This window comes from Mycobacterium sp. MMS18-G62 (assembly GCF_053877835.1).
This window is the reverse complement of sequence record NZ_CM132662.1, coordinates 1,259,180-1,285,327: the sequence shown is the minus strand read 5'-3', so window position 1 is coordinate 1,285,327 and position 26,148 is coordinate 1,259,180. Positions and strand designations below refer to the sequence as shown.

The following is a 26,148-nucleotide window of genomic DNA, read 5'->3' as shown; positions in this document are numbered from 1 at the left end:
GTCCTACGCTGGCGTGATCGGCGCCACATGCGCCGCGTCAGGTCCACCGGGGGAGGTGGTGCCGGTGACCAGGAAAAGCGAACTCGCGGGCTTGGGGACGGGCCCGGAGGCTTTCGACGTCCTTCAGATCCGCCAGCATGCACCCGCGCTCAACGCGCTGACCTCACTGGCGCCGCCGCTCGCTGCAAGACGAAAGGCGGTGCCGACATCGGCCTGAGTGACACAGCTTTTTTCCGAACTTTGGAAGACCGAAAGCTTTGCAGATTTCAGAGGAGGTCGGCAGATGACCGGTCATGGTTTCGAAATACGTACGGGCGCTAATGGGCGGTTAAAGAAGACGCCGCCAACGCATCGGCGCTCACGTCCGCGGACGCCGTTCCTCATGATTCGTGCACTCGCGGCTGCGCTCTTCGTCGCGGGCTTGGCGTTCACCGCAGCGATGTTCTACCACGTGCCCACCCTGTCTCCGCAGATCCAGTTGACGAACGGACCGGGTGGAAACGGCAACGGCAATGGGAACGGCGGAACTAACGGCAACGGTGGCAACTCCGCGTCGAATGGCAACAGTTCCACACCCAAGGGGCCGACGAGCAACCAGAGTCCAATAGTGACGTTGAACGGCAGCCCGGTTGGAAACCCCGGGAACGGTCCAAAAGTCAAGCAGCCCAACGGCGGTGGTCCCACGTCTGATCCTGCGGATCTGATTTCTGCACCAATCGCGGTTGCGAACAATGTGGTCGACGCACTGGTGCCGCAGAGCTCGGGGCCGAACACACAACTCGGCGCTCCGTTGCCCAGTCTCTCCGCTCCGGGCAACAACCAGGGCATCTTCGGTATCGGTGGTCCTCCCGGTCAGGATCCGTTGCGGGCATTGATCCGGTCGATCTTCGGTCCGCAGGGGTTCTTCGGTATCGGTGGCCCGCCCGGGCAGGATCCGTTACGGGCCTTCATAAGGTCGATCTTTGGGCCGGGCAGCCAAGGACTGTTCTTCAATATCGGTGGGCCTCCTGGTCAGGATCCGCTGCGGGCGTTGCTGCGTGCGATCTTTGGGCCGCAGGGGTTCTTCGGTATTGGTGGTCCGCCGGGGCAGGATCCGTTGCGTGCCTTGATCCGAGCGATCTTCGGGCCTGGCAGTCAGGGTCTGATGTTCAACGGCAACCGCGGCTTCTTCGGTATCGGTGGCCCTCCTGGTCAGGATCCGTTGCGAGCGTTGCTGCGTGCGGTGTTCGGTCCGGGTAACCAGGGCATTTTCGGTATCGGTGGGCCTCCTGGTCAGGATCCGCTGCGGGCGTTACTGCGTGCGATCTTCGGTCCGCAGGGGTTCTTCGGCATTGGTGGTCCGCCGGGCCAGGATCCGTTGCGGGCGTTGATCCGTGCCGTTATTGGCCCAAGCAACAACAGCTTGCTGAAGGGCTGGTTCGGAGTTCTCTGAGTCGCTGATCCACATCCAGGAATGGTGATTAGCTCGATGGGAAACCATGGAGACGGAGGCGCAGGAGTCGTCGTAGCGATCCGGCCCCGCCACAGGGCGCGGGGGAGGTGCTCTTGTGGCTGGGTCGGACCGCTGCGCGTACTGCTGGCCTCGGCAAAAGTGGATGCACTCATGCACGCCGCTAGCCGCGGATGTGAGCCTGCCATTCCCTTGGTGCATCCCGAGGCGGTCATCGTCTTCAGTCCGCCAGGCGAACTCAGCGTCTCGTGTCCGGCGGGTTGTGGGGAGACCATTCTCGCTCGGTTGGTGGTCGCCGATCCGGACAGCGGCGATTTCACCCGCCAGTTCACTGTGGAGGCACCTGAGCTGCACGACAACATCTACAAACATTTGCGGATGTGCCCGTCGGGCAGGTCGTGGATCGACATGGCTCTGCACGACCTCGCCGGACCGCGCCCACGGCTTCGGTCGGTCCGAACGCGTTAAACGGAGCCATATCCCGACACGCGGGCGCACCCGTCCGCACCGCCTATTACCCTCAGTACCGCAGCCCGGCCGACGGCTGGGCTGCGATGGTGAACTGCCGCTGTGTACATGGGGGTTGGCGCGTGATCGGGATCCACACCGAGGTACGGGCATGACCGTGCCTCCATCGCCGGACCCGTGGGACGAGCCCGAGCCCGACGACGCAGACACCGGTCCGCTGCAGATCTCTGCGTCGGCACCCGCCGTCGACGACTCGTGGGAATCTGAGCACGGCTCATGGGCCGACAAGTTCGACGCACCCCTGATCGTCAACCCGCGGCCGGTACATCGCGAACGTAAACCCGTCATTGTGCTGGGCTCTATTGCGCTGCTCGGTGTGCTCGTCGTGGGCAGCGCCATCTTCTGGCTGATGCGTCCCACCTCCGAAAGCAGCACGAGTAGCGGGGCTACCACCACATCCGCCGCGTCGACTCCGCCCAATCCCGAAGCCGATCGACTGTTGCGGATGGTTCCCGCCGGTTACTCGTCGACCGCGTGCAAAGCGGTCGCCACGCCGAAAAGCGCGCTGGCACAGGTTAGTTGCGAAGCAAACTCGGATGCGGGCGGCCCGCTGTCGGCCACGTACACGTTGGGCTCGGACAAGGCGGCGCTCGATACCGCCTTCAATGACATCGTCGCAGCATCGACGAGAGTCGACTGCCCCGGCAATATCCAGTCGCCCGGCCCGTGGCGCCGTAACGCGACCCCCGACAAGGTCAGCGGCGTGCTGTTCTGTGGCGTCCAGTCCGGCAGACCGACCGTGGCGTGGACCGACGAAGCCCGACTGGTAGTCAGCGCCGTCCAATCAGGGCCGCAGGGGCCAACTTTCGACCAGCTCTACGCGTGGTGGTCGTCCCACTCGTGAGCTGACGAGCGTCACCCGGCAGGCGCTCGCGGCACGGTCGTCACCGGAGTCGCCGGCGTCCCCTGGCTGCCTGCCGGCTGTGGTGCCCCACCGGTGCTCGCCGGCACCGGCGCACCCTCCGCGCCGGCGGGTGTGCCCTGACTGCCCGCGGCCGCGGGTGCTCCTTGGACGTCGGCCGGAAGCGGCGTTCCCTGGCTGCCTGCTGGAAGCGGTGTGCCCTGGCTCCCCGTCGGCAGCGGTGCGCCCGGCACCGTCTGTGTGGCCGCGGGCATTGGTGCGCCCGGCACAGGAGTCGTGGCGGTCGCGGCGGGAGCAGGTGTCGTGCCGGGAGCGGCCGGAACGGGCGTCGCAGGTGTGGCTGCCGGGGCGGCTGTGCCCTGGCCGGACGACGGGTATTGAGTCGGCCGGGTCGCGGTGCGAGGCGCCGGCGGCGGCTGCACCCAGAGGAGCAGGTCTTGTCCGCCTGCGTTGTAGACGACGCTGTCAGGGACGTCACCGGTGACGTCGAAATACACCTTGCCCGTTGTCTTTTCGCCCTGAGCCAGGGTGGCGGGGTTGACCCCCTCGGCCGTCGGCACTTGGAATAGCGCCCGGTACGTCTGTCCACTGCCTGCGCGGGCGTTGAGGTTCGACACGATCGGGGTGGCTCCGCCCTCGATAGCCTCGTCCGTGGCGGTCGCCTCCCAAAGGGTGCCGGCTACCGGGTAGGGGATCGTGTCAGAGCTGGTACGGAGGTTCGTGATTGTCCAAGCCTGGACAACATTTCCGTCAACCAGCTTTGCCTGGCTTCCGAGGGGTTGCGTCGTCACATCCTCTGCGGACGCGAGCGGCGAACTGATAAGCCCGGCGGCTGCGGCTGCTGTTGCCAATACAGTGGTGGTCCTGGTGATCTTCAAGGTCGCGCGCTCCTGAGTCTTCTCACTGGCGGTATCCCCCGACGGGGATGATCACTTCATAGCGAAGTTAGCAGGCCGCAGAACGTCGCAAAAGCATTGTCTCAGGCCGAAACCAATGGACGCCATCGCGATGGCTGACTGGTTGAAGCGCAAAAGCTTTCGCGCCAGCGAATTTTGACGCATGCGCCGTCACGCCAGGAAGCGGGGGAAAGTGTCAATGGTTTACGCAAGGGCAAATGGGGTGTCTGACGATGGAATCCGTCGCCACAGCAAGGGTCTAGAACCCGAGGCGCAGTGATTGGCGGGCTAGGCGGGAACGAACTCGACGCCCGCTAGCGCCACCGCATCCTCGCGCTCGGGGGCGGTAACTATGGCGGAGAAGGCGTCACCGTCTTTCCAGATGCTCACCTTCAGCGTCTCACCGGGATACACGACCCCCGCGAACCGCGCGCCGTAGCTTCCGACCCGAGCGGTGTCACCGTCGAGCAGAGTGTCGACCATCGCCTTACACGTCATGCCGTAGGTGCACAGCCCGTGCAGGATTGGCTTCGGAAAGCCTGCCGCGGCGGCGAATTCGGGATCGGAATGCAAGGGGTTGCGGTCGCCGCACATCCGGTAGAGCAGCGCCTGCTGCGGCGAAACCGGAATGGCCACTTCGAAGTCAGGGGCGCGCTGCGGCGGCTCCGACGACGTCGACGGACCACGCTCACCGCCGAAGCCGCCTTCGCCTCGAGCGAAGATGGACCGCTTCTGCGTCCACAACAGTGTGCCGTCAGGCGTCGTGACCGACGTCTCTGACCAGATCACCGCGGCTTTGCCCTTGTCCCAGATGTCGGTAAAGCGTGTCACTGCCCTAGCGGTGCCCGACGGTGGAATCGGGCCGGGCACCGTCACGGCTTCGCTCGCATGAAGCACCCGAGACAGTTCGATGTCGATGCCCGGAAACTTCACCGTCGGGGCTTCGGTCATGTGAAAGCTCTGCGCGACATTGCCGAACGTCGGCAGCACCTGCGGCGCGTCGTCCACCAAATACCGCAGCTCCCGCGGATCCATCGGATCCATGCCCGCACCCAGCCCGAGGTGGTAGAGCTGGATATCGCTACTGGTCCAAGAGAATTCGGCAGCGGGAAGCTCGGCGCCAAGCGCTTCGTCCACATTGATTGGCATTAGTTCGTCCCCGCAATGTGAAGCGCCGCCAGGTATCCGAACGTCATCGCCGGGCCGATCGTGCCGCCCGGCCCGGGGTAGGTGTGTCCCATCACCGGCGCGCTGACGTTGCCCGCCGCGTACAGGCCTTCGATTATCGAACCGTCGTCGCGCAGTGCGCGCCCATTCACGTCGGTACGGATTCCGCCCTTGGTGCCCAGGTCGCCGGGCACCATCTTGGCTGCGTAGTACGGCGGATGGCCGAGCTCGCCGAGATTCGGGTTCGGCTTGTTGGTCGGGTCGCCGTAGTAGCGGTCGTAAGCGCTCTCGCCGCGGTGAAAGTCCTCGTCGGTGCCCGATCGGGCGAAGCCGTTGAACCGATCGACCGTTGCGGTCAGCTCTTCGATGGGAAGTCCGGCCTTGCTGGCGAGCTCCTCTAACGTGTCGGCCTTGACGATAACACCGGACTCGAGCCACTTGTTCGGAATGCGTTGTCCCGGTTGCAGTCCCGCGAAAATGTAGCGGTCCCGGTACTGCTGGTCGAACACCAGCCACGCCGGAATGTTCTCGCCGGGGCCGGGACCCTGTCCGAACTGGCCGCCGTACATGTGATGGCACGCCTCGACGTACGGCATCGATTCGTTCATGAATCGCTTGCCGGCCATGTTCACGATGATGGAACCGGGGGAGTTGCGCTCCGACAGCGCAAACCACGGCGCACCGACCAGTGGCACCGTCGGGCCCCACCACGCGTCTTCCATGATGTCGAGCGCTGCGCCCAACTTCTCCGCCGCGAGGATGCCGTCGCCGGTGTTGGCCTTGGCGCCTACCGTCCATTCGGTGGTGATCGGCGCGCGCTGGTACTTCACCCGCATCTGCTCGTTGTGTTCGAACCCGCCGGAACCCAAGATCACGCCGCGACGAGCCCGGATCAGTTCCGGTTCGGCGCTTTCCGGAGCGTTGGTGTCGCGCACATAGATTCCGCGGACGACTCCGTCCTCGATGTACAGGTCGGTCAACGCCGTGTTGAGTCGTACGGGCACACCCGCTTTCTGCAGCCCGATCCGCAACGGCGCGATCAACGCACGGCCCATGCCGACGAGGTTCTTGCCCGTGGCCTTTGCCCACACCGTGCGGACGCCGACTTTCAGGCTGCGCAGAACGCCACGCGGATGGCGCTTGAGCTGGTTAAGCCGAACGTAATCCTGTTGCATGACAACAACATTGAGCGGCACCTTGCCGTAGGGCGGCTCAAGGCCGGGCAGGTCGGCCCCTAGCTTGCGGGCATTGAACGGTTTCGGCTCGATCGAACGGCCGCCGGGGCGCCCGCCTGGCGTTTCCGGGTAGTAGTCGGAGTATCCGGGAACCCAGCACATCTTCAGCGGCGAGTTCTTCAGCACGAACGACAACATCTCCGGGCCGCGGTCCAGATAGGTGTCGATCCGCTCGGGCTCGACGACGTCGCCGATGATCGTGTGCAGGTATTTGCGGGCGTCCTCTGGAGTATCGGTGACGCCGTCGCGCTTGAGAACCTCGTTGTTCGGGATCCAGACGCCGCCGCCTGACCGCGCAGTGGAACCTCCATAGTGCGGAGCTTTCTCGACGACTACTGTGGATAGTCCCTGGTGGGCCGCGGTGAGGGCGGCGACCATGCCGGCGGCGCCGCTTCCCACCACGACGACGTCATACTCCTGACCCGTCATGTAGAACACGTTATAGAATTGCCCGGCCGACCCACAACCGCGCCGGTCGACGAAACGAGGGGACTTCGCATCGATGCTTAGCGACCAGGTGCGTGAACAGCTGGCGGCTGACCTCGCTCAGGCCGAGCGCAGTCGCGTCCCGATCTCTCCGTTGACCGACGGAAATCCTGACATCGACGTCGTCGATGCCTACGAGATCCAGCTGATCAACATCCGGCAGCGGGTCGCCGAGGGTGCCCGCGTGGTGGGACACAAGGTTGGCCTGTCGTCTGAGGCCATGCAGAAGATGATGAACGTGGACGAACCCGACTACGGACACCTGCTCGACGAGATGCAGGTGTTTGAGGATCGCCCGGTCAAGTCGGAGAGATATCTGTACCCCCGCGTCGAGGTCGAGGTCGGTTTCATTCTGGCCGACGATCTGCCCGGCGCCGGCTGCACCGAAGACGACGTGCTGGCGGCCACGGCCGCGTTCGCCCCTTCCATCGAGCTGATCGACACCCGCATCACCGATTGGAAGATCAAGTTGTGCGACACCATCGCCGACAATGCGTCGTCGGCCGGCTGGGTGCTCGGCGAGGCGCGGGTGTCGCCGAAGGACATCGACATCCGCAACATCGACGCGGTGCTGACCAACAACGGTGAGGTCGTGGCGAAGGGACGCTCCGACGCGGTGCTCGGTAATCCGGTCACCGCGGTGGCCTGGCTTGCCCGCAAGGTCGAAGGCTTTGGGGTGCGTCTCAAGGCCGGTGACATCGTGTTGCCGGGGTCGTGCACGCGTGCGATAGATGCACCTCCTGGCAGCAATTTCGTTGCGGACTTCGCCGGGTTAGGTTCTGTACGACTGAGTTTCGAATAGCAGTCTCGAATAGCTCCGAAAAGCAAGGAACGCAAATGCCTCAGAAAGCCTCGGTGGCGATCGTCGGGTCGGGAAATATCAGCACCGACCTGCTGTACAAGCTGTTGCGCTCGGAGTGGTTGGAGCCGCGCTGGATGGTCGGCATCGATCCCGAGTCCGAAGGCCTGGCGCGTGCGCGCAAACTCGGCCTCGAAACCAGCCACGAGGGGGTGGACTGGCTGCTCGGTCTCGATGAAAAGCCCGACATGGTGTTCGAGGCGACGAGCGCATACGTCCACAGGGACGCCGCACCGCGCTACGCCGAGGCCGGCATCCGCGCTATCGACCTGACGCCGGCGGCGGTCGGCCCCGCTGTGATACCGCCCGCCAACCTGCGCGAGCACCTGGACGCCCCGAACGTCAACATGATCACCTGCGGCGGGCAGGCCACCATCCCGATCGTCTACGCCGTCAATCGCGCGCTTGTCGATAAAGGAGGGGTGCCCTACGCGGAGATCGTCGCCTCGGTCGCGTCCGCGTCGGCGGGCCCTGGCACCCGCGCCAACATCGACGAGTTCACCAAGACCACGAGCAAGGGTGTGGAGACGATCGGCGGCGCCAAGCGCGGCAAGGCCATCATCATCCTGAACCCGGCCGATCCGCCGATGATCATGCGCGACACCATCTTCTGCGCGATCCCCGAGGACGCCGACCGCGATGCGATCGCGCAGTCGATCAGCGACGTCGTCGCCGAGGTGCAGACCTATGTGCCCGGCTACCGGTTGCTCAACGAGCCGCAGTTCGACGACCCGTCGATGAACTCCGGCGGGCAGGCCGTGGTGACCACGTTTGTCGAGGTCGAGGGTGCCGGTGACTACTTGCCGCCGTATGCGGGCAACCTGGACATCATGACCGCCGCGGCGGCCAAAGTGGGCGAGGAAATCGCCAAGCAAAGCCTCGTAGCGGAAGGGGCGCAGGCATGAGCACCGACATCTTCTTCAACCCGGTGTGGGACATCCGAATCACCGACACCTCATTGCGTGACGGCAGCCATCACAAGCGTCATCAGTTCACCAAGGACGAAGTCCACGCGATCGTCGCGGCGCTGGACACCGCCGGGGTGCCGGTCATCGAGGTCACCCACGGCGACGGGCTCGGCGGGTCGAGCTTCAACTACGGCTTCTCCAAGACCCCTGAGCAGGAGCTGATCAAGCTCGCGGCCGAAACCGCCAAAGAAGCCAAGATCGCCTTCCTGATGCTGCCCGGGGTGGGCACCAAGGAGGACATCAAGGAAGCCCAGAACAACGGTGGCTCGATCTGCCGGATCGCGACGCACTGCACCGAGGCCGACGTGTCGATCCAGCACTTCGGGCTGGCCCGTGAGCTCGGCTTGGAGACGGTCGGGTTCCTGATGATGAGCCACACCATTCCGCCGGAGAAGCTGGCCGCTCAGGCACGGATCATGGCCGATGCGGGCTGCCAGTGCGTGTACGTCGTCGACTCTGCGGGCGCGCTCGTGCTCGAGGGCGTGCGCGACCGGGTCGCCGCGTTGGTGGCCGAATTGGGATCGGATGCTCAGGTTGGTTTTCATGGGCACGAGAACCTTGGCCTCGGTGTCGCCAACAGCGTCGAGGCTGTGCGCGCGGGCGCCAAGCAAATCGACGGATCGTGCCGGCGGTTCGGGGCGGGTGCGGGTAACGCACCCGTGGAGGCGTTGATCGGCGTGTTCGACAAGATCGGCGTGAAGACCGGTATCGACTTCTTCGACATCGCGGATGCCGCCGAGGAGGTCGTCGCGCCTGCCATGCCCGCCGAATGCCTGCTCGACCGCAATGCGCTGATCATGGGCTATTCCGGCGTGTACTCCAGCTTCCTCAAGCACGCGATCCGCCAGTCCGAGCGGTACGGAGTGCCGGCGCATCAGCTACTGCACCGCGCAGGTCAGCGCAAGCTGATCGGCGGCCAGGAGGACCAGCTGATCGACATCGCGCTGGAGATCAAGCGGGAGCAGGACGCCGCACCAGCGAAGTAACGCTTCGCGCATATCTGCGAAAAGCACAGGGAACCGTCACGACCCAAGGAGCCCCTGTGAAATTTCGTACCGGAGTGTGTGCCACAGCCGTGATCGGCGCCGCCTCATGCGCGGCCCTGCTCATGCCCTCTGCAAGCGCCGACCCCGCCGCGGACGACTGCAATGCGAGCACGCTTGCGAAGACGGTGAGTTCGGTGACGGGTTCACTGTCGGACTACTTCGCCGCACATCCTGACGTCAACCAGGAACTGATCGACATCACCCGGCAGCCCGCGATGGTCGCGATGGGCCAGTTCGACGGTTACTTCAACGACCACCCGCAGGAAGCCGACGAACTGCGGGCCATTCAGCAGCCGCTGGTCGACTACAAGAACCGCTGCGGCATGGAGGTGTCACCGACCGACGCCCTGACCGTGCTCGCCGACGTGTGACGGTCAGCCGCTGGGAGAAAAATTCTCGGCGGCCATTTTCTGGGCGCTGCCCTGCAACGACGCCCGTCGAGGCCGCGCAGCGGCGTCGACCCGGTGTTTAACGCCCCCTGCATTCGGGTTAGGCCCCTCGGGACGCGACAAATGATCGCGAACCGAAGGAGTGATTCGATGTACATGTCCGCAACGACCGTGCGACGCGGCCTGTACGGCATGTTCGCCGGAGGCCTTCTGGCATTTGGCTCGGCTGCCGTAATCCTGCCGGTCGCCAATGCCACACCCGATGCGTGCGTGCAAAGCGGGATCGCAACAACGGCGAGCTCCGTGTCGGCATCGACCGCCGCCTACCTCGCCGCGCACCCGCAGACGAACCAGGAGCTGACCGATATCGCGAAGCAGCCGGACCAACTGGCTCGCGAGGCCTACCAGGCCTACTTCGCAAACCACCCGCAGGTGGAGAACGAACTGAGGGCGATCAACCAGCCGGCCACTGATCTGCAGAACCAGTGCGGCATCCAGGTGACGCCGACGCCGATCTCGGAGGCACTGCAGGCGACCTAGTCGCTTGATCGCGGGCAAGATGGGGCGGTGACCGCCGCCCCGACCGATCGCCGACGGCGCGTCGGGTCGATGGAGGTCTTGCTCGCCTCGCTCATCGCGCTGGCCTTGTCGGCCGGCGCGATAAGTGCTTTTGTCGCCGGTAACGCCGACCTGAGTGTGGCCGCGACGGTGTTCTGCGGCGTCTTCGTCCAGGCGTTGCCGTTTCTCGTGCTCGGCGTCGTCGTCAGCGGTCTGATCGCCGCATACGTTTCCCCCGATCGGCTGTCGCGGTGGCTGCCCCGCAACCCTGCGATGGCCGTTGCGGTCGCTGGTGTGGGTGGCGCGGCGTTGCCGGGTTGTGAATGCGGTTCGGTACCGGTGGCGCGTCGGCTCTTCGGAGAAGGGCGCTCAGGCGCCGCGGCGCTGACGTTCATGCTGTCCGCCCCGGCGATCAACCCAGTTGTGTTGGTGGCGACCGCGGTCGCGTTTCCCGGCCAGCCCGCGATGGTGCTTGCCCGGTGTGTGGGGTCGTTGGCCACCGCGGTGACGATGGGCTTGCTGTGGCTGCGCTGGGGCCGTGCCGAATGGGTGACCCGACGACTGCCGACGCAGCACGACGCAGACGCTTCACGCTGGGTCGTCTTCACGGAGGCGGCCAGGCACGACTTCCTGCACGCCGGGTCGTATCTGGTGCTGGGCGCGGCAGCGGCAGCCACGTTGCGAGTTGTGGTGCCCGCGTGGGTCTTCGAAGGTCTCGCAGGCCACCTGGTCCTCGGTGTGCTCACGATGGCGCTGTTCGCCGTTGTGCTGGCACTGTGCTCGGAGGCCGACGCCTTCGTCGCCGCCAGCCTGACGATGCTGCCGCTGCTGCCAAGGCTGGTGTTCCTCGTCGTCGGCCCGGCCGTCGACGTCAAACTGTCGGCAATGCAGGCCGGCCTGTTCGGCCGACCGTTCGCTTTGCGGTTTGGGCCTGCGACGTTCGTCGTCGCGACGGTCGTCGCGACAGTGGTCGGCCTGGTGTTCCTCGGCGGCGCGCGATGAGCCGCGCCACGCAGAACTCGCTGCTGCTGCTCGTGGGCTTGAGCGTCGTCGTGATGGTCGTCAAGGGCTCCTATCTGCACTACGTGAAGCCGTCGCTGCTGCCGTGGTTGATCGCTGCTGCCGTCGTCCTCGTCGCGCTGGCCGTGGCCGCGATCGTGCGGGATCTGCGCCACCCGCAGGGTGACGACGACCATCAGCATCGGCCGTGGCTGGTGTGGCTGCTGCTGGTGCCGATCGCGCTGACCGTCTTCGTGGTACCGCCGCCACTCAGCGCGCACGGCGCCGCGCCGCAGCACGTGGCCGAGCCGACGCGACGGCCGTGGCCGCCGCTGCCCGCTGGACGGGCACCGACGGTGTCGATTCCCGACGTCCTCATGCGGGCCGCCACCGATTCCGCGAACTCACTCGACGGCCGGCTGATCACCGTTACCGGCTTCACGCTGAAGTACCCCGCCAGTACGGATTTGGGCCGCGTCGTCATCGTCTGCTGTGCGGCGGACGCGCAATTGGCCCGCATCCACCTGTCCGGCCCGGCGGTCGCTGAGGTGGCCGGCTATCCCGAGGACACCTGGCTGCAGGTCGAGGGCACCGTCGTGCCCGGAACGTCTGCGGCGTCGACGAACTTCATCCCAACGATGGCGGTGTCAAAGGTGACGCATATCGACAAACCCGCGAACACCTACGCCTATTAGCGTGCCGGCTTCACGCCACCGAGTTGTTTGGTGACTGCGTCGGCCGTCCCCACCAACGCACGCGCCCGTTCGGCGATTTCGTTGTCCGTCAACGCCTTTCCGATATGCATCGACGCCACCATGACCTGCCGTTGGTAGTGGTCGTAGACGGGTGCCGAGATCACGCTGATGTCATGGCGTCTGCGGCCGCCGTTTTCGCCGCGCAGGTAAACCCGCTCGCCGATATCGGACACCAATTCGGCGAGCAGCGCGCGCAGTTCGTCGGGCAGATTGCTCGACATGCCCGCCATCAACGAGTACAGGCGCCGCCCGCCGGGCGTCTGGCGCTCGACGAGGTAACCGTCGGAGCGGCACGCGGCGACTACGCGCTTGAGCCGATCGGTGTTGGTCCGCAGCGGGATAGTCGGCTCTTTCGCCAGCCAATTGCGTTCGGCCTCGTCGTCCCACAGCACGAACATCAGCCCGACCGGCGGCGCGAACGGATAACTCTGGCCGACCTCGACGCCAGGTCGAGCGCCGGTCGGCGCGACGAGATCCAGCAGCGTGATCCTGTCGTCGATCACCCCGGACAGAGCGGCCGTCACCCCGAAGCGTGCCGACAGCCGGCGCAGCTCTTCGCGGGCCGCCGGGCTGACGCGCATCGATTCCTGCGCCTTGTGCCCGAGCGTGATCAGTGAGGGACCCAGTCGGTAGGTCTTGTCGCCTGCGTCGCGCACCAAGTAGCCGGCGTCCGTCAGCGACGTGACAATGCCGAGGCAGGTCGGCTTGCTCAGGTCCAGCCGACGCGCGAGGTCGGAAAGCCCGAATCGCTCCTCGGGGCGCGCGGCGAGAAAATCGAGGATGCGGACGACCCGTTGAGTAGGTGGTGAAGCGCGGCGTGCGGACTCGGACACCCGGGCAGACTACCGCACGCTGTTCCATATATGTACCGCAGCGGTCGATATATTGACTCCTGGTAGAACACGTTCTAGTTTCAAGGGCGTGTACTCGCAGCCATTGATGGACGCGATCGCGGAGGCCGAGAAGCTGGTCTCCGAAGCGCCCCACATCGAATCCGAAGCCGATCTGTTGGAAGGCCTGCAATACCTCGCGGGCTGTATCGCCGCGTGTACGCAGGTCGCTTTCGACTACGACCGTGACCACCCCTTCCTGCACAGCGGCACGGGCCCCTTCACCAAGATGGCCCTCGACAACCCGGACACGCTGTATTTCGGCACGCGGGTGCTGCCTGGCCACGACTATGTCGTGACGGGCAAGCGCGGCACCACCACCGACGTGAGTTTCCAGCTGCTCGGCGGCGAGTACACCGACGAGGTGGTGCCCGACAGCGAAACCGCTTTCGACGACCGAAAGCTCGACATCGCGGCGGACGGCAGCTTCGAGTGGCGGTTCCGGCCGGAAACGCCGTCGCAGTTGGTGATCAGGGAGGTCTACAACGACTGGTCGGCACAGCGTGGCTCGTTCGCCATCAAGCGCCTCGACACCGCGGGCACTGCGCCGCCGCCGCTGACTCGCGAGCTGATCGAAAAGCGCTACGCCACAGCGGGAAAGCAACTCGTGCAGCGGGTCAAGACGTGGCTGCAGTTCCCGCAGTGGTTCTACATGAACATTGACGTCAACACGTTGGTGGCGCCGCGGCTCACGCCGGGCGGGCTGGCCACGCAGTACTCATCGGTCGGGCATTTCCAGCTGGCACCGGACCAGGCCCTGGTGATCACGCTGCCCGTCAGTGACGCGCCTTATCTCGGCTTTCAGCTGGGCAGCCTGTGGTACATCTCGCTGGACTACATCAATCACCAGACGTCGCTGAATGGCACCCAGGCACAAGCAGATCCGGACGGAAAGATCCGCATCGTCGTCGCCGACCGCAACCCCGGCGTCACCAATTGGGTGGAGACGCTCGGCCACGCCAAGGGTTACATGCAGTTCCGGTGGCAGCGCGTGTCGCGCGAGCTCACCGCGGCCGACGGCCCTACTGCGGAAGTGGTCGACTTCGACAAGGTGCCGGAGTCGCTGCCGTTCTACGAACAGAACAAGATCTCCGACGAAGACTGGCGTGCGCGAATAGCTCTGCGCCAGGAACAAATTGGACACAGGATGGTGGGATAGCGCATGGCCGGCTTGCTGGAGAACAAGGTCGTCGTGATCAGTGGTGTGGGTCCCGCGTTGGGCACCACGCTCGCACGGCGGTGTGCCGAGGCCGGTGCAGACCTCGTGCTGGCGGCCAGGACCGTCGAGCGCCTCGACGACGTGGCCAAGCAGATCACCGACCTGGGTAGGCGCGCGGTGTCGGTTGGCACCGACATCACCGACGAGGCTCAGGTGGACAACCTGGTCGAGGAGACGCTCAAGGCGTACGGCAAGGTCGACGTGTTGATCAACAACGCGTTCAAGGTGCCGTCCATGAAGCCGTTCGCGAACACCACGTTCGACCACATCCGCGAGACGCTGGAGCTCACCGTGCTCGGCGCACTGCGGCTGATCCAGGGCTTCACGCCTGCGTTGACCGAGGCGAAGGGCTCGATCGTCAACGTCAACTCGATGGTCGTGCGTCACTCCGACCCGAAGCAGGGCGCGTACAAGATGGCCAAATCAGCGTTGCTGGCCATGTCGCAGTCACTGGCCAGTGAGCTTGGTCCCCAAGGCATTCGGGTGAACTCGGTGCTGCCCGGCTACATCTGGGGCGGCACGCTGCAGGGTTACTTCGAGCATCAAGCCTCCAAGTACGGCACCACCGTCGACGAGATCTACAAAGCGGCCGCGGTCAACAGCGACCTGAAGCGGCTGCCCACCGAGGACGAGGTGGCGTCGGCGATCCTGTTCATGGCGAGTGACCTGTCGAGCGGCATCACCGGACAGACGCTCGACGTCAACTGCGGGGAGTTCAAGGCCTGATGACCCCGCGCACCGATGTCGGCACCGTCGACGAACTGCACGCCTCTGCGACAAAGGCTTGTGGGCTCGACGATTTCGGCACCGACGACGACAACTACCGCGAAGCCCTCAAGGTGCTGCTCGAGTCGTTCCGGCGTGACGCCGGGCTCACCGAACTCGGCAGCAAGATGAACCGGTTTTTCGTGCGCAATGCGTTGGTGGCCCGGCTGCTGTCGGAGGCCGCGTGGAAGCAGTACCCGCAGCACGCCGACGTGACGATCGAGCAGCCGATCTTTGTTACGGGACTGCCGCGTACGGGCACCACCGCACTGCACCGATTGCTGGTCGCCGATCCGCGTCATCAGGGTCTCGAGTTGTGGCTGGCCGAGTTCCCCCAACCCCGCCCGCCACGCGAGACCTGGTCGGAGAACCCGGTTTTCGTTGAACTCGCGGCACGTTTCCAGCAGGCGCATGACGAGAACCCGGACTACACCGGCTTGCACTTCATGACCGCCGACGACGTCGAGGAGTGCTGGCAGCTGTTGCGGCAGTCGCTGCACTCCGTCTCATACGAGACGCTGGCGCATGTCCCGACCTACGCTCGATGGCTGGCCAACCAGGACTGGACGCGGCCATATCAGCGGCACCGCAAGAACCTTCAGTTGATCGGGCTGAACGACGCCGAGAAGCGTTGGGTGCTGAAGAACCCCAGCCACCTGTTCGCACTCGATGCATTGTTCGCGACGTATCCCGATGCGCTGGTGATCCAGTGCCACCGGCCCGCTGAGACGATCATGGCGTCGATGTGTTCGCTTGCGCAGCATACGACCGAGGGTTGGTCGACGACGTTCGTCGGCGAGACCATCGGCCAGGACTCGCTGGAGACGTGGTCACGCGGCCTCGAGCTGTTCAATGCCGAACGGGCCAAACATGATTCGGCGCAGTTCTACGATATGGACTACTTCGACTTCATCGCTGAGCCGGTCCGCGAAATCGAAAAGATCTATGCCCACTTCGGCATCGACTTCACAGATGAGGTGCGTGCGGCCGTGGAGGACACCCACGCCGAGAGCAAGAAGGGCCCGCGCGCGCCCAAACATACATACTCGCTGGCCGACTACGGACTGACCGCGGAGCAGGTCAGGGAGCGCTTCAAGGGGCTGTAGCCTTTCTGCTGTGGCAGATACAACACGACGGCGACTGCTCATGTCCGGCGTGGCCCTGATGGGCGCCGCGGCGCTGTATCGCACGCCGTCAGCGGTGGCTGAGCCGACGGATTCCGCCGAATCGGATCCCCGTGTGCAAGACCGCCTCGGCGAGCTGGAGCGCGCGTACAACGCCATCATCGGAGTGCACTGCGTCGATTTCGATACGGGTCGCAACATCAATTACCGAGACGCCGAATTGTTCGCGGTCTGTTCAACTTTCAAGGCCTACGCCGCGGCGTCCGTTCTGCAGAAGACGCAGTGGGGGCAGCTTCGGCTGGACGACGAGATGCCGATCGACCCGGCCGAGCTGGTCGCGAACTCTCCGGTGACGCAAGCCCATGCCGGAGGAACTCTTCCCTTGGCGGAGTTATGCCGGGCCGCGCTGCAGCAGAGCGACAACACCGCCGGAAACCTCTTGCTGCAAGCGATCGGCGGCCCACCGGCCATAGCGGACTTCGCCCGCCAGGTAGGAGACGACGCGACCCGGCTCGACCGCTGGGAAACCGAATTGAACTCGGCGGTGCCCGGCGACCCGCGCGACACGAGCACGCCGCACATGATTGGGCGCGGTTACCGAAACCTGCTCACCACCGATGTCTTGGCGCCGTTTGAGCGTCAGCAATTGGAAGACTGGATGCGCGGCAACGTCACCTCCAGCATGCGGCCGGGATTGCCTGTCGGTTGGACGTGTGCAGACAAGACCGGCTCCGGCGACTACGGAAGTACCAACGACATCGGCATGGTGTACGGACCCGACGGCAGGCGCGTCATCTTGTCCGTCATGACGCGCTCACAGCTGCCAGACCCGAAGGCGCCCAACCTCCGACCGCTGATCACCGAGGTCGCGAGATTCGCAGTGCCCTATGTGATCGAGGCAGCCTGACGGCGACCGCCGTGCGGGCGGCACTGTAGCTCTTTCTGCCGCCGACAGTGCAGCTTTCAGCAAATCAACAAAAAGCACTTCGATATTCATACGTTCGGCCGACAGCGGGCATAGATTGAGGTGCTGTCGCCGACTGGATTCACCACGGCTGTTCGCTGGGATCGCTTTCTGCGGAATTGCTGAGAAACGAGCCAGATCGGCGGCCACGGCCATCCAATGTGCGAATCTATGCAGATGAAATGCACTTGAATGGGCAAATGACAGTTCGGAAACGCACGGTTTAGATATTGCCTGATAATTAACGGCTGTGTTAGCCTGCCGACGCGATGAGACTCCGGCGTCATGCTCCTGGCGGTGGCGTCCATGGGTTTTTGTGATGCGAAGCAGTGCACTATCGGTGATGTCAGCAAAGCATCGTTGAATCAGCGCGGCGAAGGGCACTGACATCGACATCAACACCATCTCCGACGTCGTCCGTCATCCACCGGAACGACCCGGGGCCGTGTGGCGCAACGGCGACGCATGGCTGGCGGGCGGAACGTGGTTGTTCTCTGAACAGCAACCTCAAGTCCGCCGATTGGTCGACCTCGTCTCGCTTGGCTGGCCGTCACTGAGCGCCACCGATACCGGCCTGACGATCGGGGCGACCTGCACGGTGGCGGAACTTTACGCATTCGACCCGCCTCGCGACTGGCTCGCAGGCTCGGTGCTCAAGACGAGCTGCGAGGCTTTCCTGGCATCGTTCAAGGTGTGGAACTCGGCGACGGTCGGCGGCAACATCTGCATGTCGTTGCCTGCGGGACCGATGATCACCATGGCCGTCGCGCTCGAAGCCCAGTACACACTGTGGTCATCCGATGGAACCGATCGCACCGTCGACGCAACCGATTTCGTGACGGGAAATCACCAGAACATCCTGGGACCGGGCGAGGTGTTGCGAAGCATCCACATTCCCGTCAGCGCTCTGCGTAAGCGACACGCCCACCGCCGCTTCACGCTGACCAAACTCGGGCGGTCGACGATCTTCATGATCGCCACCCAATCACCGGACGCAGCCGACATGCTGCTGACGATCACCGCAGCGACTGCGCATCCGATCCGGCTGGCGTTCGATTCACTGCCCGACGCCGATCAGCTGCAGCAGCGCATCGACGCATTGCCCGACGAGGTCTGGTTCGACGACGCCAACGGGTCGCCCGATCATCGCCGTCATCTGGCGAAGCACTACGCCGAAGAGATCCGCCGGGAACTGGGGGAGTGGCGATGACATACACCGTCAACGGGAAAGCGTTCGAAGAGGAGCCGCGTGCCGGGCAGTGCTTGCGCACCTTCGTGCGCTCACTTGGCTGGCATGGCGTCAAAAAGGGTTGCGACGCAGGCGATTGCGGCGCCTGCACCGTTTGGCTCGACGGTCGGCCCGTGCACAGCTGCATCACGCCGGCGTTCCGTGCCGACGGCCGGGAGGTCACCACGATCGAGGGGCTCGGCACGCCCGACGACTTGCACCCACTGCAGCAGCAATTCCGCGATGCGCCCGGCTTCCAATGCGGCTTCTGCACCGCGGGGATGATCATGACCGCCGCGACCTTCACTGACGACCAGAAGCAGGACTTGCCGCGTGCGCTCAAGGGAAACCTATGCCGCTGCACGGGTTATCGCGCCATCGAGGATGCGATCAACGGCGTCGCGGCCGTCGAGGAGGCGCTTCCAGGTCAAGCCGTCGGCACCAGCGTGGGAGCGCCGGCGGCGACCGACGTGGTGACTGGTCGCGCGGAGTTCACCATGGACACCGAGATGGACGGAATGCTGCACCTGAAGGTGCTGCACTCACCCCATGCGCACGCGCGCATCGTCTCCATCGACAAGTCGGCCGCTCTTGCGGTGCCCGGCGTTCGTCGCGTCTACACGTGGGAAGACGTGCCGCGCAAGCTGTACACCACCGCCATCCACACCGACCATCTGGTCGATCCCGACGACACCTACATCCTCGACAACGTCGTGCGATTCGCCGGTCAGCGGGTGGTTGCCGTCCTCGCCGATTCGGTCGGTGCCGCCGAAGAGGGCTGTCGCCAGGTCGTCGTCGAATACGAGCCGTTGCGCGCCGTCTTCGATCCCGAAGAGGCCATGGCCGATGGAGCTCCGCAACTGCATGGATACGACGACCCGTTCGTCCACGACCCCGTCCGCAATATCCTGCTCGAGCTCCATGGCGACATCGGCGACGTGGAACGAGGATTCGCCGAGGCCGACGTGATCCACGAAGGCACCTACTTCTCGCCTCGCGTGCAGCACGCACATCTCGAAACGCATGGATCGATCGCCTGGATGGAGGACGGCAGGCTCAACGTACGCACCAGTTCTCAATCGCCGTCGATCGCCAAGGTAAAACTGGCCTACCTCTTCGACCTTCGACCTGACCAGCTGCGGGTGTTCTGTAAGCGTGTCGGTGGAGGGTTCGGCGGCAAACAAGAGGTGATCTCCGAGGATCTCGCGGCACTGGCCACCCTGGACACCGGACGCCCGGTGTGCCTGGAATTCACCAGGGAAGACGAATTCACCACGGCGTCGCCACGCCATCCGATGAAGATCACCGTAAAGCTCGGTGCGCGCGCCGACGGCACGCTAACCGCCTTCCAGTTCCGCAACATCTCCAACACCGGGGCCTACGGGAATCACGGCGGTGAGACCCTGTTCGCCGGTGGTGCCGCAATCGCGATATACCGCTGCCCCAACAAGAAATTCGACGGCTACGCCGTGTACACCAACAACGTGCCCAGCGGGGCGCTGCGCGGGTACGGCATGACCCAGCCCGCGTTCGCGGTGGAGTCGGCGATGGATGAGCTTGCCATCGCGCTCGACATCGATCCGCTCGAGTTGCGGCGCCGCAACATCGTCCGGCCTGGCGACGCGTTGCTCGCAATCGACGACCGCCCCGACGACGTCGCCTTCACCGAAGACGGTCTCGGTAAGTGCATCGATCTGGTCGACGCGGCGCTGCATCGCGATGATGGGGACCACGACCTCGGCGAGGACTGGATGGTCGGCACAGGTGTCGCGAGTTCACTGCACGAGACGGCGCCGCCGACCGAACACATCTCGGAATGCTGGGCGACACTGCGCGACGACGGTATTTACGAGATCGCCTTAGGGACAGTGGAATTCGGTGAAGGCACATCCACCGCTCACGTGCAGATCGCGGCCACCCGGCTCGGCACCACGCCGGCGCGCATACATCTTGTGCAGTCCGATACTGACCGCACCGGGTTCGACACCGGAGCCTTCGCCAGCGCGGGACTGTTCGTGGCCGGGAACGCCGTGCAGCGAGCGTCCACCGCGCTGCGCGACTGGATACTGGAAGTCGCGGCGGCGCATACGAACGTCGCCGTCACCGATTGCGCGATGGATGACGACGGCGTGGTGTGCGGCGACAAGCGGCTTTCGCTGTCCGAACTCGTCGAGATCGCCAAGACACGCGGCAACCGATTCACCGTGGCGCGCAAGGCGTACGGATCACCGCGCAGCGTCACGTCGAACACCCACGGATTCAGGATCGCCGTGCACCAGATCACCGGCGAGGTCCGCATTCTCTACAGCGTCCAGGCCACAGACGCCGGTGTCGTCATCAACCCAGTGCAGGTGCGGGGACAGGTGGAAGGTGGTGTCGCGCAAGGCATCGGCTTCGCGCTGACGGAGAACTTCCACGTCGGCGAAAACGGGGTGATGATGAACCCGAATCTGCGCAACTACAAGATTCCCACCTACGCCGACGCTCCACGCACCGAGGTGCTCTTGGTCGATTCGAGTGACTCGGTCGGCCCGATGCGCGCCAAAGGCATGGCGGAATGCTGTATCAACCCGGTCGCGCCGGCACTGGCCAACGCCATCGCGAACGCGACCGGCGTGCGCTACCGATCGCTCCCGCTTTCTCCAGAACGCATCTACAGTCGGCTCGCGGCCAGCCGACTGGTGCCGGCGACCTAGCCGTCGATGACCGGCATGCATACCGACAACATCACCGAAAGCGCCGTCACGGTCATCATCGGTCAGCGCGTACGGCACGGCGCCGAGAAACAGTTCCTGGCATGGCAACACGAGCTCAACGAAGCCTCGTCACGCTACCCGGGATTCGTCGGCGCCGAAGTCACCGCGCCTACGGAGACACAACCTGATTGGGTGGTGATCTACCGCTTCGATTCGATGGCCAACTTGCGAGCCTGGCTGAACAGCTCTACTCGGCAGGAAGGGTTGGCGACCGGCGCGCAGTACTTCGACGGTCCCCCCACCCAGCAGATTGTCGGTGGTGCAGCCAAACCTGCGGACCAACTGGTAACGGTCGTCGCCACCCACCGCGTCGAGACGAAGGACGTCGACGAATTCCTCGCCTGGCAGGAACGACTTCGATTGGCCGAAAGCAAGTTTGACGGCTACCGCGGCACCGAACTGTTCAGGCCCGTCGAGGGTGTGCAGGACGAGTGGACGGCGATGTACCGCTACGACAACGTCGCCGACCTGGAAGCGTGGATGACCTCAGACGAGCGCAAGCAGTTGCTCGAGGAAGGCAAGAAGTTCCGCGATTTCCAGCTGCGGACAGTGGAGAACTCGTTCGGCAGCTGGTTCGCGTTCGACGACAAAGGCAACCAGGTGCCGCCGCCATCGGATATCAAGACGTCCTTCGCGGTCTGGGTCGGCATCTACCCCACGGCGATGACGATCATGCTCGTGCTGTCTCCGTTCCACCTACCGGTCTGGGCGGGCACGCTGATCGGAAACCTGTGCTCCAGCTTCATCCTCACCTTCGTGACGATGCCGTACTACGCCAACCGACTGCTCAAACGCTTCTTGTGGCCGTCGCCTGGTGAACCGATATCACGCACAGCCATGCGAGGCGCCGTCATCGTCGTTGCGTCCCTGTTGTTCTGGGCGGTGGTATTCAGCCTCCTCTGGAAGTTCTGGCACGTCCCCTGACGCAATTTCCTTGCCCATTCGAAAGGATCAAGTGATCACCATGTCAGTAACCAACAATGTCGTACCCGAGTTTATGAGTCCGGTCCTGGACGCGAGACCGCCCGCCAGCGCGCGAGAGGTGGCTGAGCACGCTGTCCTGGCGCTGAACTCGTCGATGATGGGTTTGTACGACGAATCCCTGGCGACGTTCAAGCAGAACATGCGCAAGCAAGTGCCCATCATCGTGGCACTGTTCAGCGGTCAGGGCGGTCAGATGATTCTGTACCCACCCGGACAGCCGGCCAAAGTGGCGGCCCCGGTGCCGATCGTCTATCAGATCGCCAAGTCGATCGGTCACAGCACCATGGCGATTTACGAGGTCGTCTCACCCTATTTGGACGATCCCTGCGCGAATCTGCTGTGGCGTGCGCCGCTGGCGATGTACCGGGCACAGAACCAGGTGGCCCTCGAAGGCATTGGCGCGCTCGATATCCCCGATGACGACCGAACCGTGTTGCGCACGATTCTGGAACGCAATCTGGCCTTCATGGACGACTGTCTGGCAAATGGAAGCTACACCTACGACCAACTCGAGGAGTTCATCCGCGGCACAACGCCCTTGTCGGTCAAGGCCATTGGAATCGCCGCAGGTGCGCAGGTGGGCCACTGGATGAACGTCGTCGAGGGCTGGAAAGACGAACTCGGCGCGGCCTGGGAGCACACATACGCCGTGAACAACACGATGTATGTGACGCGGCAGAACAACATCCTCTACAGCATTCTCGTTCAGTTCATGGGTACAGAGACGATGGGTGAGCGGCTGTTGCTCGTCGAGACGGCGGAGTTCGAGACGACCCCAGAGAAGATGCTCGACGTGCTGGCCCGCATCGTCGCCGATCGGTCCCTCGGGATGGTGTTCTTCCGCGACTTCTATGCGATGGACGTCGAGCTGCTCGGCGGCGGCGGCCGGGCGGTCATCGAACGCGAGATGGCCAAACGAGGAAAGACCGCAGTGCTTCCCAGCCTGGCGCCGTTCCGTTCCAACGACTGGCCGTGGAAGACGGACCCCACCAAGGGCACCGGTCCCGCGCGGCTGGAGGACGCAGTTCCAAGCTGTCCGGTGCTCTGATTCAACGCCGATGTGGGATGGTGACGCAGCCGGTATGGCAGCCACGGCCGCATAACGGATGCCAGACAACGCTTTTCGGCGACTGGCCACATCCAAGGGATGCAGATTGCGATTTTCCAGCAACGTGGTCGCGGGGTGTGCTATGCAATATCGGCTGACGAACGGGCATGCCGATTCCCCAAGGAAGGACCCGTCATGATGATCAAGGTATCGTCCGTGGCGACCCTCGCGGCGTGTGTCGCCGCCATGGCTGCGCCTGCGGCGCACGCGGACCGTGTCGAACCTGTGCCGATCTACGGGCTCTACAACACCTTCCTCGACCATTCGCAGCAGACCTTCAATGGACGCCCGGAGACCTCCGACCCGTCGGTTCAAGCGGCCAGCTTCACCACGTCGTGTGACGCGAAGGGATGCGTGGCCCACTGGATGCGGCTGACCGATCTCGCGGAAAACCCCAACGCCCCTGCGCTATTCGACTATCACTGGACCGACGGCCGGTGGGAGTCGAGTGGGGACTATCCATTCCACTGCGACGACGGCGGTGCCGTGACGGCCTTCCGGTCGGACTTCCTGGCTCCCAATCCTGACGGGAGCTTCTCCGGCGAGCGGACATTCACCGTGGCCGACCCCGGATGCCCGGGCGATGGCGCAGGCACGTACTGGCTGCCGTTCAATCTCACACCGATCGACGCACCTCCACCGCCAGGGCAGTGATCGCCGGATCTTGCTAGCCGTCGCCGGGCCGCGGGGCGGACGACTCTTCCTCTAAACACCCTTCGGCCACAGCGTGTTTGATGCTGTCGGCCAACTTCGGGCAGGCGCGTATGCGTGCCGAATCGCCGCCCGACTGCCGGATCTCGTTGAAATATGCGCAGCGCTGCGACGCCTCGGCGTTCCATTGCACCGAGGTGTGCGCAGGACCCAGTTTCTTGACCTGTACCGCGACATGGCAGAACCGGCAGTCGACCGATACCAGTCCTGACGTCAGATACCGCTCGCGGTCGCGCTGTGTAGCTTCACGCACCGCGGCCAACCGAACTGGATCCGAGGCGAAGTTCGGTGCCTTCGAACGAAATCCAGCGTCGTCGCCGTCGTGGTCATGGTCGTCGTCGTGCGCGCCGTAGAGCCTCAGCATCGACCGCGCAAGCTGGTCGACGTCTGGTGCTTCCTCGCTCCGGCTCATTTAAGAGACCTGAGTCGACTGTCCTTCGGATTTCTCTTCGGCCTGCCGCTTGAGATTCTCCTCGACCTCGACGTGCCATTTCTCGTTGGCCGCCGTGGTGTCGATCTCGATCTCGAAGCGGTCGGTCATATCTGGCGTGACGTCGGCGGCGTCGACGTAGAACTGCTGATACCACCGGCGCATCTGATAGACGGCGCCGTCTTCCTCGACGAGCAGCGGATTGTCGATGCGCGTCTTGTGTTTCCAGATCTCGACGTCCTGCTGGAAGCCCTTGCTGACACCTTCGGTGAACACCCGCGCCAGCTTGTCGGTGGTCTCCTCGTCGAGCCCCTTTGGCTTTTCGACGATGACACCCCACTGCAGCATGAACGAGTTCTGGGTCACGGGGTAGTGGCAGTTGATCAGGATCGACTCGGCCTTGAAGCCGCCGTAGCTGTTGTGCAGCCAGTTGATCATGAAGGACGGGCCGAAGTACGACGCCTCGGAATCCAAATGCGCTTCGCCGTAAGTGGTTCCCATGTCGTCGATGTCGGGTCTGCCGACGTTGTGCAGGTACTGCGAGGCGATGTGGCCCTCGAAAACATTCTTGAAGTACGTCGGCAGACCGAAATGGATGTAAAAGAAGTGCGCCATGTCGGTCACGTTGTCGATGATGTCGCGGCAGTTGGAGCCCTCGATCAGGATCGAGTTCCACCGCCACTCGGTCCACTCATCGCTGGCCGCTTCGGGAATGTCCGGCACCTGCACCTCAGGCTGCGGCGGGTTGCCTTCGTGGTCGTGCCAGACGAACAGCAGCCCACCGCGGACGTCGGTGTGCCAGGCGCGGGTGCGTGCCAGCCGCGGTGTGCGCTTGGCGTAGGGCACCAGCTTGCACTTGCCGTCGCCGCCCCAGCGCCAGTCGTGGAACGGGCAGGCGACTTCGTCACCCTTGATGGTGCCCTGCGCGAGGTTGCCGCCCATGTGCCGGCAGTAGCCGTCGAGGATCTTGATGTCTCCATGGGAGTCGGCGAAGACGACCAACATGGTGCCGAAAATCTCGACGCCGTGCGGCTTGCCGTCCTGGTAGTCCTTCACCGGGCCAAGGCAGTGCCAGCCACGCGCGTACCTGTCCGGCAGCGCGCCGGTGTCGATCTCTCGAATGCCTGCGGTTTCGGTGCTCACGTCGAGCCTCCCAATCTGTGCTCTCTAACTAGAACACGTTACAGTTTTTGCCTCCCCGCGCGCAATCTAAACGGTTTTACCTGCGGTATATCTAGACGATGCCGTTGTACTCATTTGAGGGCCGTTCACCGACGATCGACCCCGGCGCGTTCATCGCCCCTACAGCCACGCTGGTCGGGGACGTCCACGTCGAGGCTGGGGCATCGGTGTGGTTCAACGCGGTCATCAGGGCCGACTTCGCGCCCATCATCGTTCGCGAGGGCGCGAACGTGCAGGACTGCTGCGTGCTGCACGCACCACCGGGCATCCCGGTGGACGTCGGGCCGGGCGCCACAATCGCGCACGGCTGTGTGGTGCACGGGGTACACATCGGCGCCCAGGCCGTGCTCGCCAACCACTGCACGGTGCTCGACGGCGCGGTGATCGGGGCGCGCAGCCTGATCGCCGCGCATTCACTGGTGGTCGGCGGCACGAAGATTCCCGACGAGGTGCTGGTGACCGGCGCCCCGGCCAAAGTCAGAGGTCCGATCGCAGGCACCGGCGCCGAGATGTGGGTGAACACCAACCCTGGCGCGTACCAGGACCTCGCCCGCCGCTACGTCGCGGGTTTGGGACCGATCATGTAGCG

At 64.3% G+C, this 26,148-nt stretch carries 27 protein-coding genes; 21 read left to right on the top strand and 6 right to left on the bottom strand.

Going from position 1 to position 26,148, the window contains the following annotated elements; all coding sequences use genetic code 11:
* The first annotated feature begins 64 nt into the window (after nt 1-64).
* The 4 genes from ACWW36_RS06360 (at nt 65) to ACWW36_RS06345 (ending at nt 2,822) form a co-directional block, all read left to right on the top strand.
* Nucleotides 65-217: a hypothetical protein gene (locus ACWW36_RS06360; protein WP_456140743.1), complete on the top strand. Its 153-nt coding sequence runs from the start codon at nt 65-67 to the stop codon at nt 215-217.
* Nucleotides 218-382: 165 nt separating this feature from the next.
* Nucleotides 383-1,432, top strand: a complete 1,050-nt coding sequence (locus tag ACWW36_RS06355; RefSeq protein ID WP_456140742.1) for a hypothetical protein — start codon at nt 383-385, stop codon at nt 1,430-1,432.
* A 171-nt stretch (nt 1,433-1,603) separates the two neighbouring features.
* Nucleotides 1,604-1,918, top strand: coding sequence for a hypothetical protein (locus ACWW36_RS06350; protein ID WP_456140741.1), 315 nt, complete (start codon nt 1,604-1,606; stop codon nt 1,916-1,918).
* Between the two features lie 151 nt (nt 1,919-2,069).
* A complete protein-coding gene (locus tag ACWW36_RS06345; protein WP_456140740.1) occupies nt 2,070-2,822 on the top strand; it encodes a hypothetical protein in 753 nt (250 codons plus the stop codon).
* Between the two features lie 11 nt (nt 2,823-2,833).
* Here ACWW36_RS06345 and ACWW36_RS06340 read toward each other — a convergent pair whose 3' ends face one another.
* The 3 genes from ACWW36_RS06340 to kstD form a co-directional block, all read right to left on the bottom strand.
* The gene (locus tag ACWW36_RS06340) at nt 2,834-3,631 is read right to left on the bottom strand and encodes a DUF1942 domain-containing protein (protein WP_456140739.1); all 798 of its coding nucleotides are present in this window, start codon (nt 3,629-3,631) and stop codon (nt 2,834-2,836) included.
* Between the two features lie 393 nt (nt 3,632-4,024).
* Nucleotides 4,025-4,885, bottom strand: a complete 861-nt coding sequence (locus tag ACWW36_RS06335; protein ID WP_456140738.1) for a MaoC/PaaZ C-terminal domain-containing protein — start codon at nt 4,883-4,885, stop codon at nt 4,025-4,027.
* A complete protein-coding gene (gene kstD, locus ACWW36_RS06330) occupies nt 4,885-6,567 on the bottom strand; it encodes a 3-oxosteroid 1-dehydrogenase (protein WP_456140737.1) in 1,683 nt (560 codons plus the stop codon). The genes ACWW36_RS06335 and kstD overlap by 1 nt, the downstream gene beginning before the upstream one ends.
* Before the next feature lie 73 nt (nt 6,568-6,640).
* On the opposite strand from kstD, the gene ACWW36_RS06325 reads away from it, so the two are divergent.
* The 7 genes from ACWW36_RS06325 to ACWW36_RS06295 all read left to right on the top strand — a co-directional run bounded on the left by ACWW36_RS06325 (nt 6,641) and on the right by ACWW36_RS06295 (nt 12,138).
* Nucleotides 6,641-7,426 carry a 2-keto-4-pentenoate hydratase gene (locus ACWW36_RS06325; protein ID WP_456140736.1) on the top strand — a complete coding sequence of 262 codons (786 nt, stop codon included), beginning with the start codon at nt 6,641-6,643 and terminating at the stop codon, nt 7,424-7,426.
* A gap of 35 nt (nt 7,427-7,461) precedes the next feature.
* Nucleotides 7,462-8,388 (top strand): acetaldehyde dehydrogenase (acetylating), encoded by a 927-nt coding sequence (locus tag ACWW36_RS06320; protein WP_456140735.1) that lies wholly within the window; start codon nt 7,462-7,464, stop codon nt 8,386-8,388.
* Nucleotides 8,385-9,437 (top strand): 4-hydroxy-2-oxovalerate aldolase, encoded by a 1,053-nt coding sequence (gene dmpG, locus ACWW36_RS06315; protein WP_456140734.1) that lies wholly within the window; start codon nt 8,385-8,387, stop codon nt 9,435-9,437. Before ACWW36_RS06320 ends, dmpG begins: the two co-directional genes overlap by 4 nt.
* A 56-nt stretch (nt 9,438-9,493) precedes the next feature.
* Nucleotides 9,494-9,868: a heme-binding protein gene (locus ACWW36_RS06310; protein WP_456140733.1), complete on the top strand. Its 375-nt coding sequence runs from the start codon at nt 9,494-9,496 to the stop codon at nt 9,866-9,868.
* A 168-nt stretch (nt 9,869-10,036) separates the two neighbouring features.
* Entirely contained in the window at nt 10,037-10,426 is a 390-nt protein-coding gene (locus ACWW36_RS06305; RefSeq protein ID WP_456140732.1) for a hemophore-related protein, read from the top strand.
* A 69-nt stretch (nt 10,427-10,495) separates the two neighbouring features.
* Nucleotides 10,496-11,446 carry a permease gene (locus ACWW36_RS06300; RefSeq protein WP_456142380.1) on the top strand — a complete coding sequence of 317 codons (951 nt, stop codon included), beginning with the start codon at nt 10,496-10,498 and terminating at the stop codon, nt 11,444-11,446.
* On the top strand, nt 11,443-12,138 hold the full coding sequence (locus ACWW36_RS06295) for a TIGR03943 family putative permease subunit (protein ID WP_456140731.1): 696 nt from the start codon (nt 11,443-11,445) through the stop codon (nt 12,136-12,138). The genes ACWW36_RS06300 and ACWW36_RS06295 overlap by 4 nt, the downstream gene beginning before the upstream one ends.
* Here ACWW36_RS06295 and ACWW36_RS06290 read toward each other — a convergent pair.
* Nucleotides 12,135-13,031 carry an IclR family transcriptional regulator gene (locus tag ACWW36_RS06290; RefSeq protein WP_456140730.1) on the bottom strand — a complete coding sequence of 299 codons (897 nt, stop codon included), beginning with the start codon at nt 13,029-13,031 and terminating at the stop codon, nt 12,135-12,137. The genes ACWW36_RS06295 and ACWW36_RS06290 overlap by 4 nt on opposite strands.
* An 88-nt stretch (nt 13,032-13,119) precedes the next feature.
* Here ACWW36_RS06290 and ACWW36_RS06285 point away from each other — a divergent pair, with 88 nt between their 5' ends.
* The 9 genes from ACWW36_RS06285 (at nt 13,120) to ACWW36_RS06245 (ending at nt 23,890) form a co-directional block, all read left to right on the top strand.
* Nucleotides 13,120-14,247, top strand: a complete 1,128-nt coding sequence (locus ACWW36_RS06285) for a hypothetical protein (RefSeq protein ID WP_456140729.1) — start codon at nt 13,120-13,122, stop codon at nt 14,245-14,247.
* Between the two features lie 3 nt (nt 14,248-14,250).
* Nucleotides 14,251-15,033, top strand: a complete 783-nt coding sequence (locus ACWW36_RS06280; RefSeq protein ID WP_456140728.1) for an SDR family oxidoreductase — start codon at nt 14,251-14,253, stop codon at nt 15,031-15,033.
* The gene (locus ACWW36_RS06275; RefSeq protein ID WP_456140727.1) at nt 15,033-16,178 is read left to right on the top strand and encodes a sulfotransferase family protein; all 1,146 of its coding nucleotides are present in this window, start codon (nt 15,033-15,035) and stop codon (nt 16,176-16,178) included. Before ACWW36_RS06280 ends, ACWW36_RS06275 begins: the two co-directional genes overlap by 1 nt.
* Nucleotides 16,179-16,188: 10 nt before the next feature.
* Nucleotides 16,189-17,103 (top strand): class A beta-lactamase, encoded by a 915-nt coding sequence (gene bla, locus ACWW36_RS06270; protein ID WP_456140726.1) that lies wholly within the window; start codon nt 16,189-16,191, stop codon nt 17,101-17,103.
* A gap of 445 nt (nt 17,104-17,548) precedes the next feature.
* Nucleotides 17,549-18,370: an FAD binding domain-containing protein gene (locus ACWW36_RS06265; RefSeq protein ID WP_456142379.1), complete on the top strand. Its 822-nt coding sequence runs from the start codon at nt 17,549-17,551 to the stop codon at nt 18,368-18,370.
* On the top strand, nt 18,367-21,084 hold the full coding sequence (locus tag ACWW36_RS06260) for a molybdopterin-dependent oxidoreductase (protein ID WP_456140725.1): 2,718 nt from the start codon (nt 18,367-18,369) through the stop codon (nt 21,082-21,084). The genes ACWW36_RS06265 and ACWW36_RS06260 overlap by 4 nt, the downstream gene beginning before the upstream one ends.
* A 15-nt stretch (nt 21,085-21,099) precedes the next feature.
* Nucleotides 21,100-22,068, top strand: a complete 969-nt coding sequence (locus tag ACWW36_RS06255; RefSeq protein ID WP_456142378.1) for an antibiotic biosynthesis monooxygenase — start codon at nt 21,100-21,102, stop codon at nt 22,066-22,068.
* Nucleotides 22,069-22,186: 118 nt separating this feature from the next.
* Complete coding sequence (locus ACWW36_RS06250) at nt 22,187-23,176, top strand: hypothetical protein (RefSeq protein ID WP_456140724.1); 990 nt, start codon at nt 22,187-22,189, stop codon at nt 23,174-23,176.
* Between the two features lie 195 nt (nt 23,177-23,371).
* Nucleotides 23,372-23,890, top strand: coding sequence for an MBOE_33420 family protein (locus tag ACWW36_RS06245; protein ID WP_456140723.1), 519 nt, complete (start codon nt 23,372-23,374; stop codon nt 23,888-23,890).
* 13 nt (nt 23,891-23,903) lie between these two features.
* Here ACWW36_RS06245 and ACWW36_RS06240 read toward each other — a convergent pair whose 3' ends face one another.
* Nucleotides 23,904-24,359 carry a hypothetical protein gene (locus ACWW36_RS06240; protein ID WP_456140722.1) on the bottom strand — a complete coding sequence of 152 codons (456 nt, stop codon included), beginning with the start codon at nt 24,357-24,359 and terminating at the stop codon, nt 23,904-23,906.
* Nucleotides 24,360-25,520, bottom strand: coding sequence for a Rieske 2Fe-2S domain-containing protein (locus ACWW36_RS06235; RefSeq protein WP_456140721.1), 1,161 nt, complete (start codon nt 25,518-25,520; stop codon nt 24,360-24,362).
* A gap of 98 nt (nt 25,521-25,618) precedes the next feature.
* Between ACWW36_RS06235 and ACWW36_RS06230 the strand changes: the two genes are divergently transcribed.
* A complete protein-coding gene (locus tag ACWW36_RS06230) occupies nt 25,619-26,146 on the top strand; it encodes a gamma carbonic anhydrase family protein (RefSeq protein ID WP_456140720.1) in 528 nt (175 codons plus the stop codon).
* Nucleotides 26,147-26,148 lie beyond the last annotated feature (2 nt).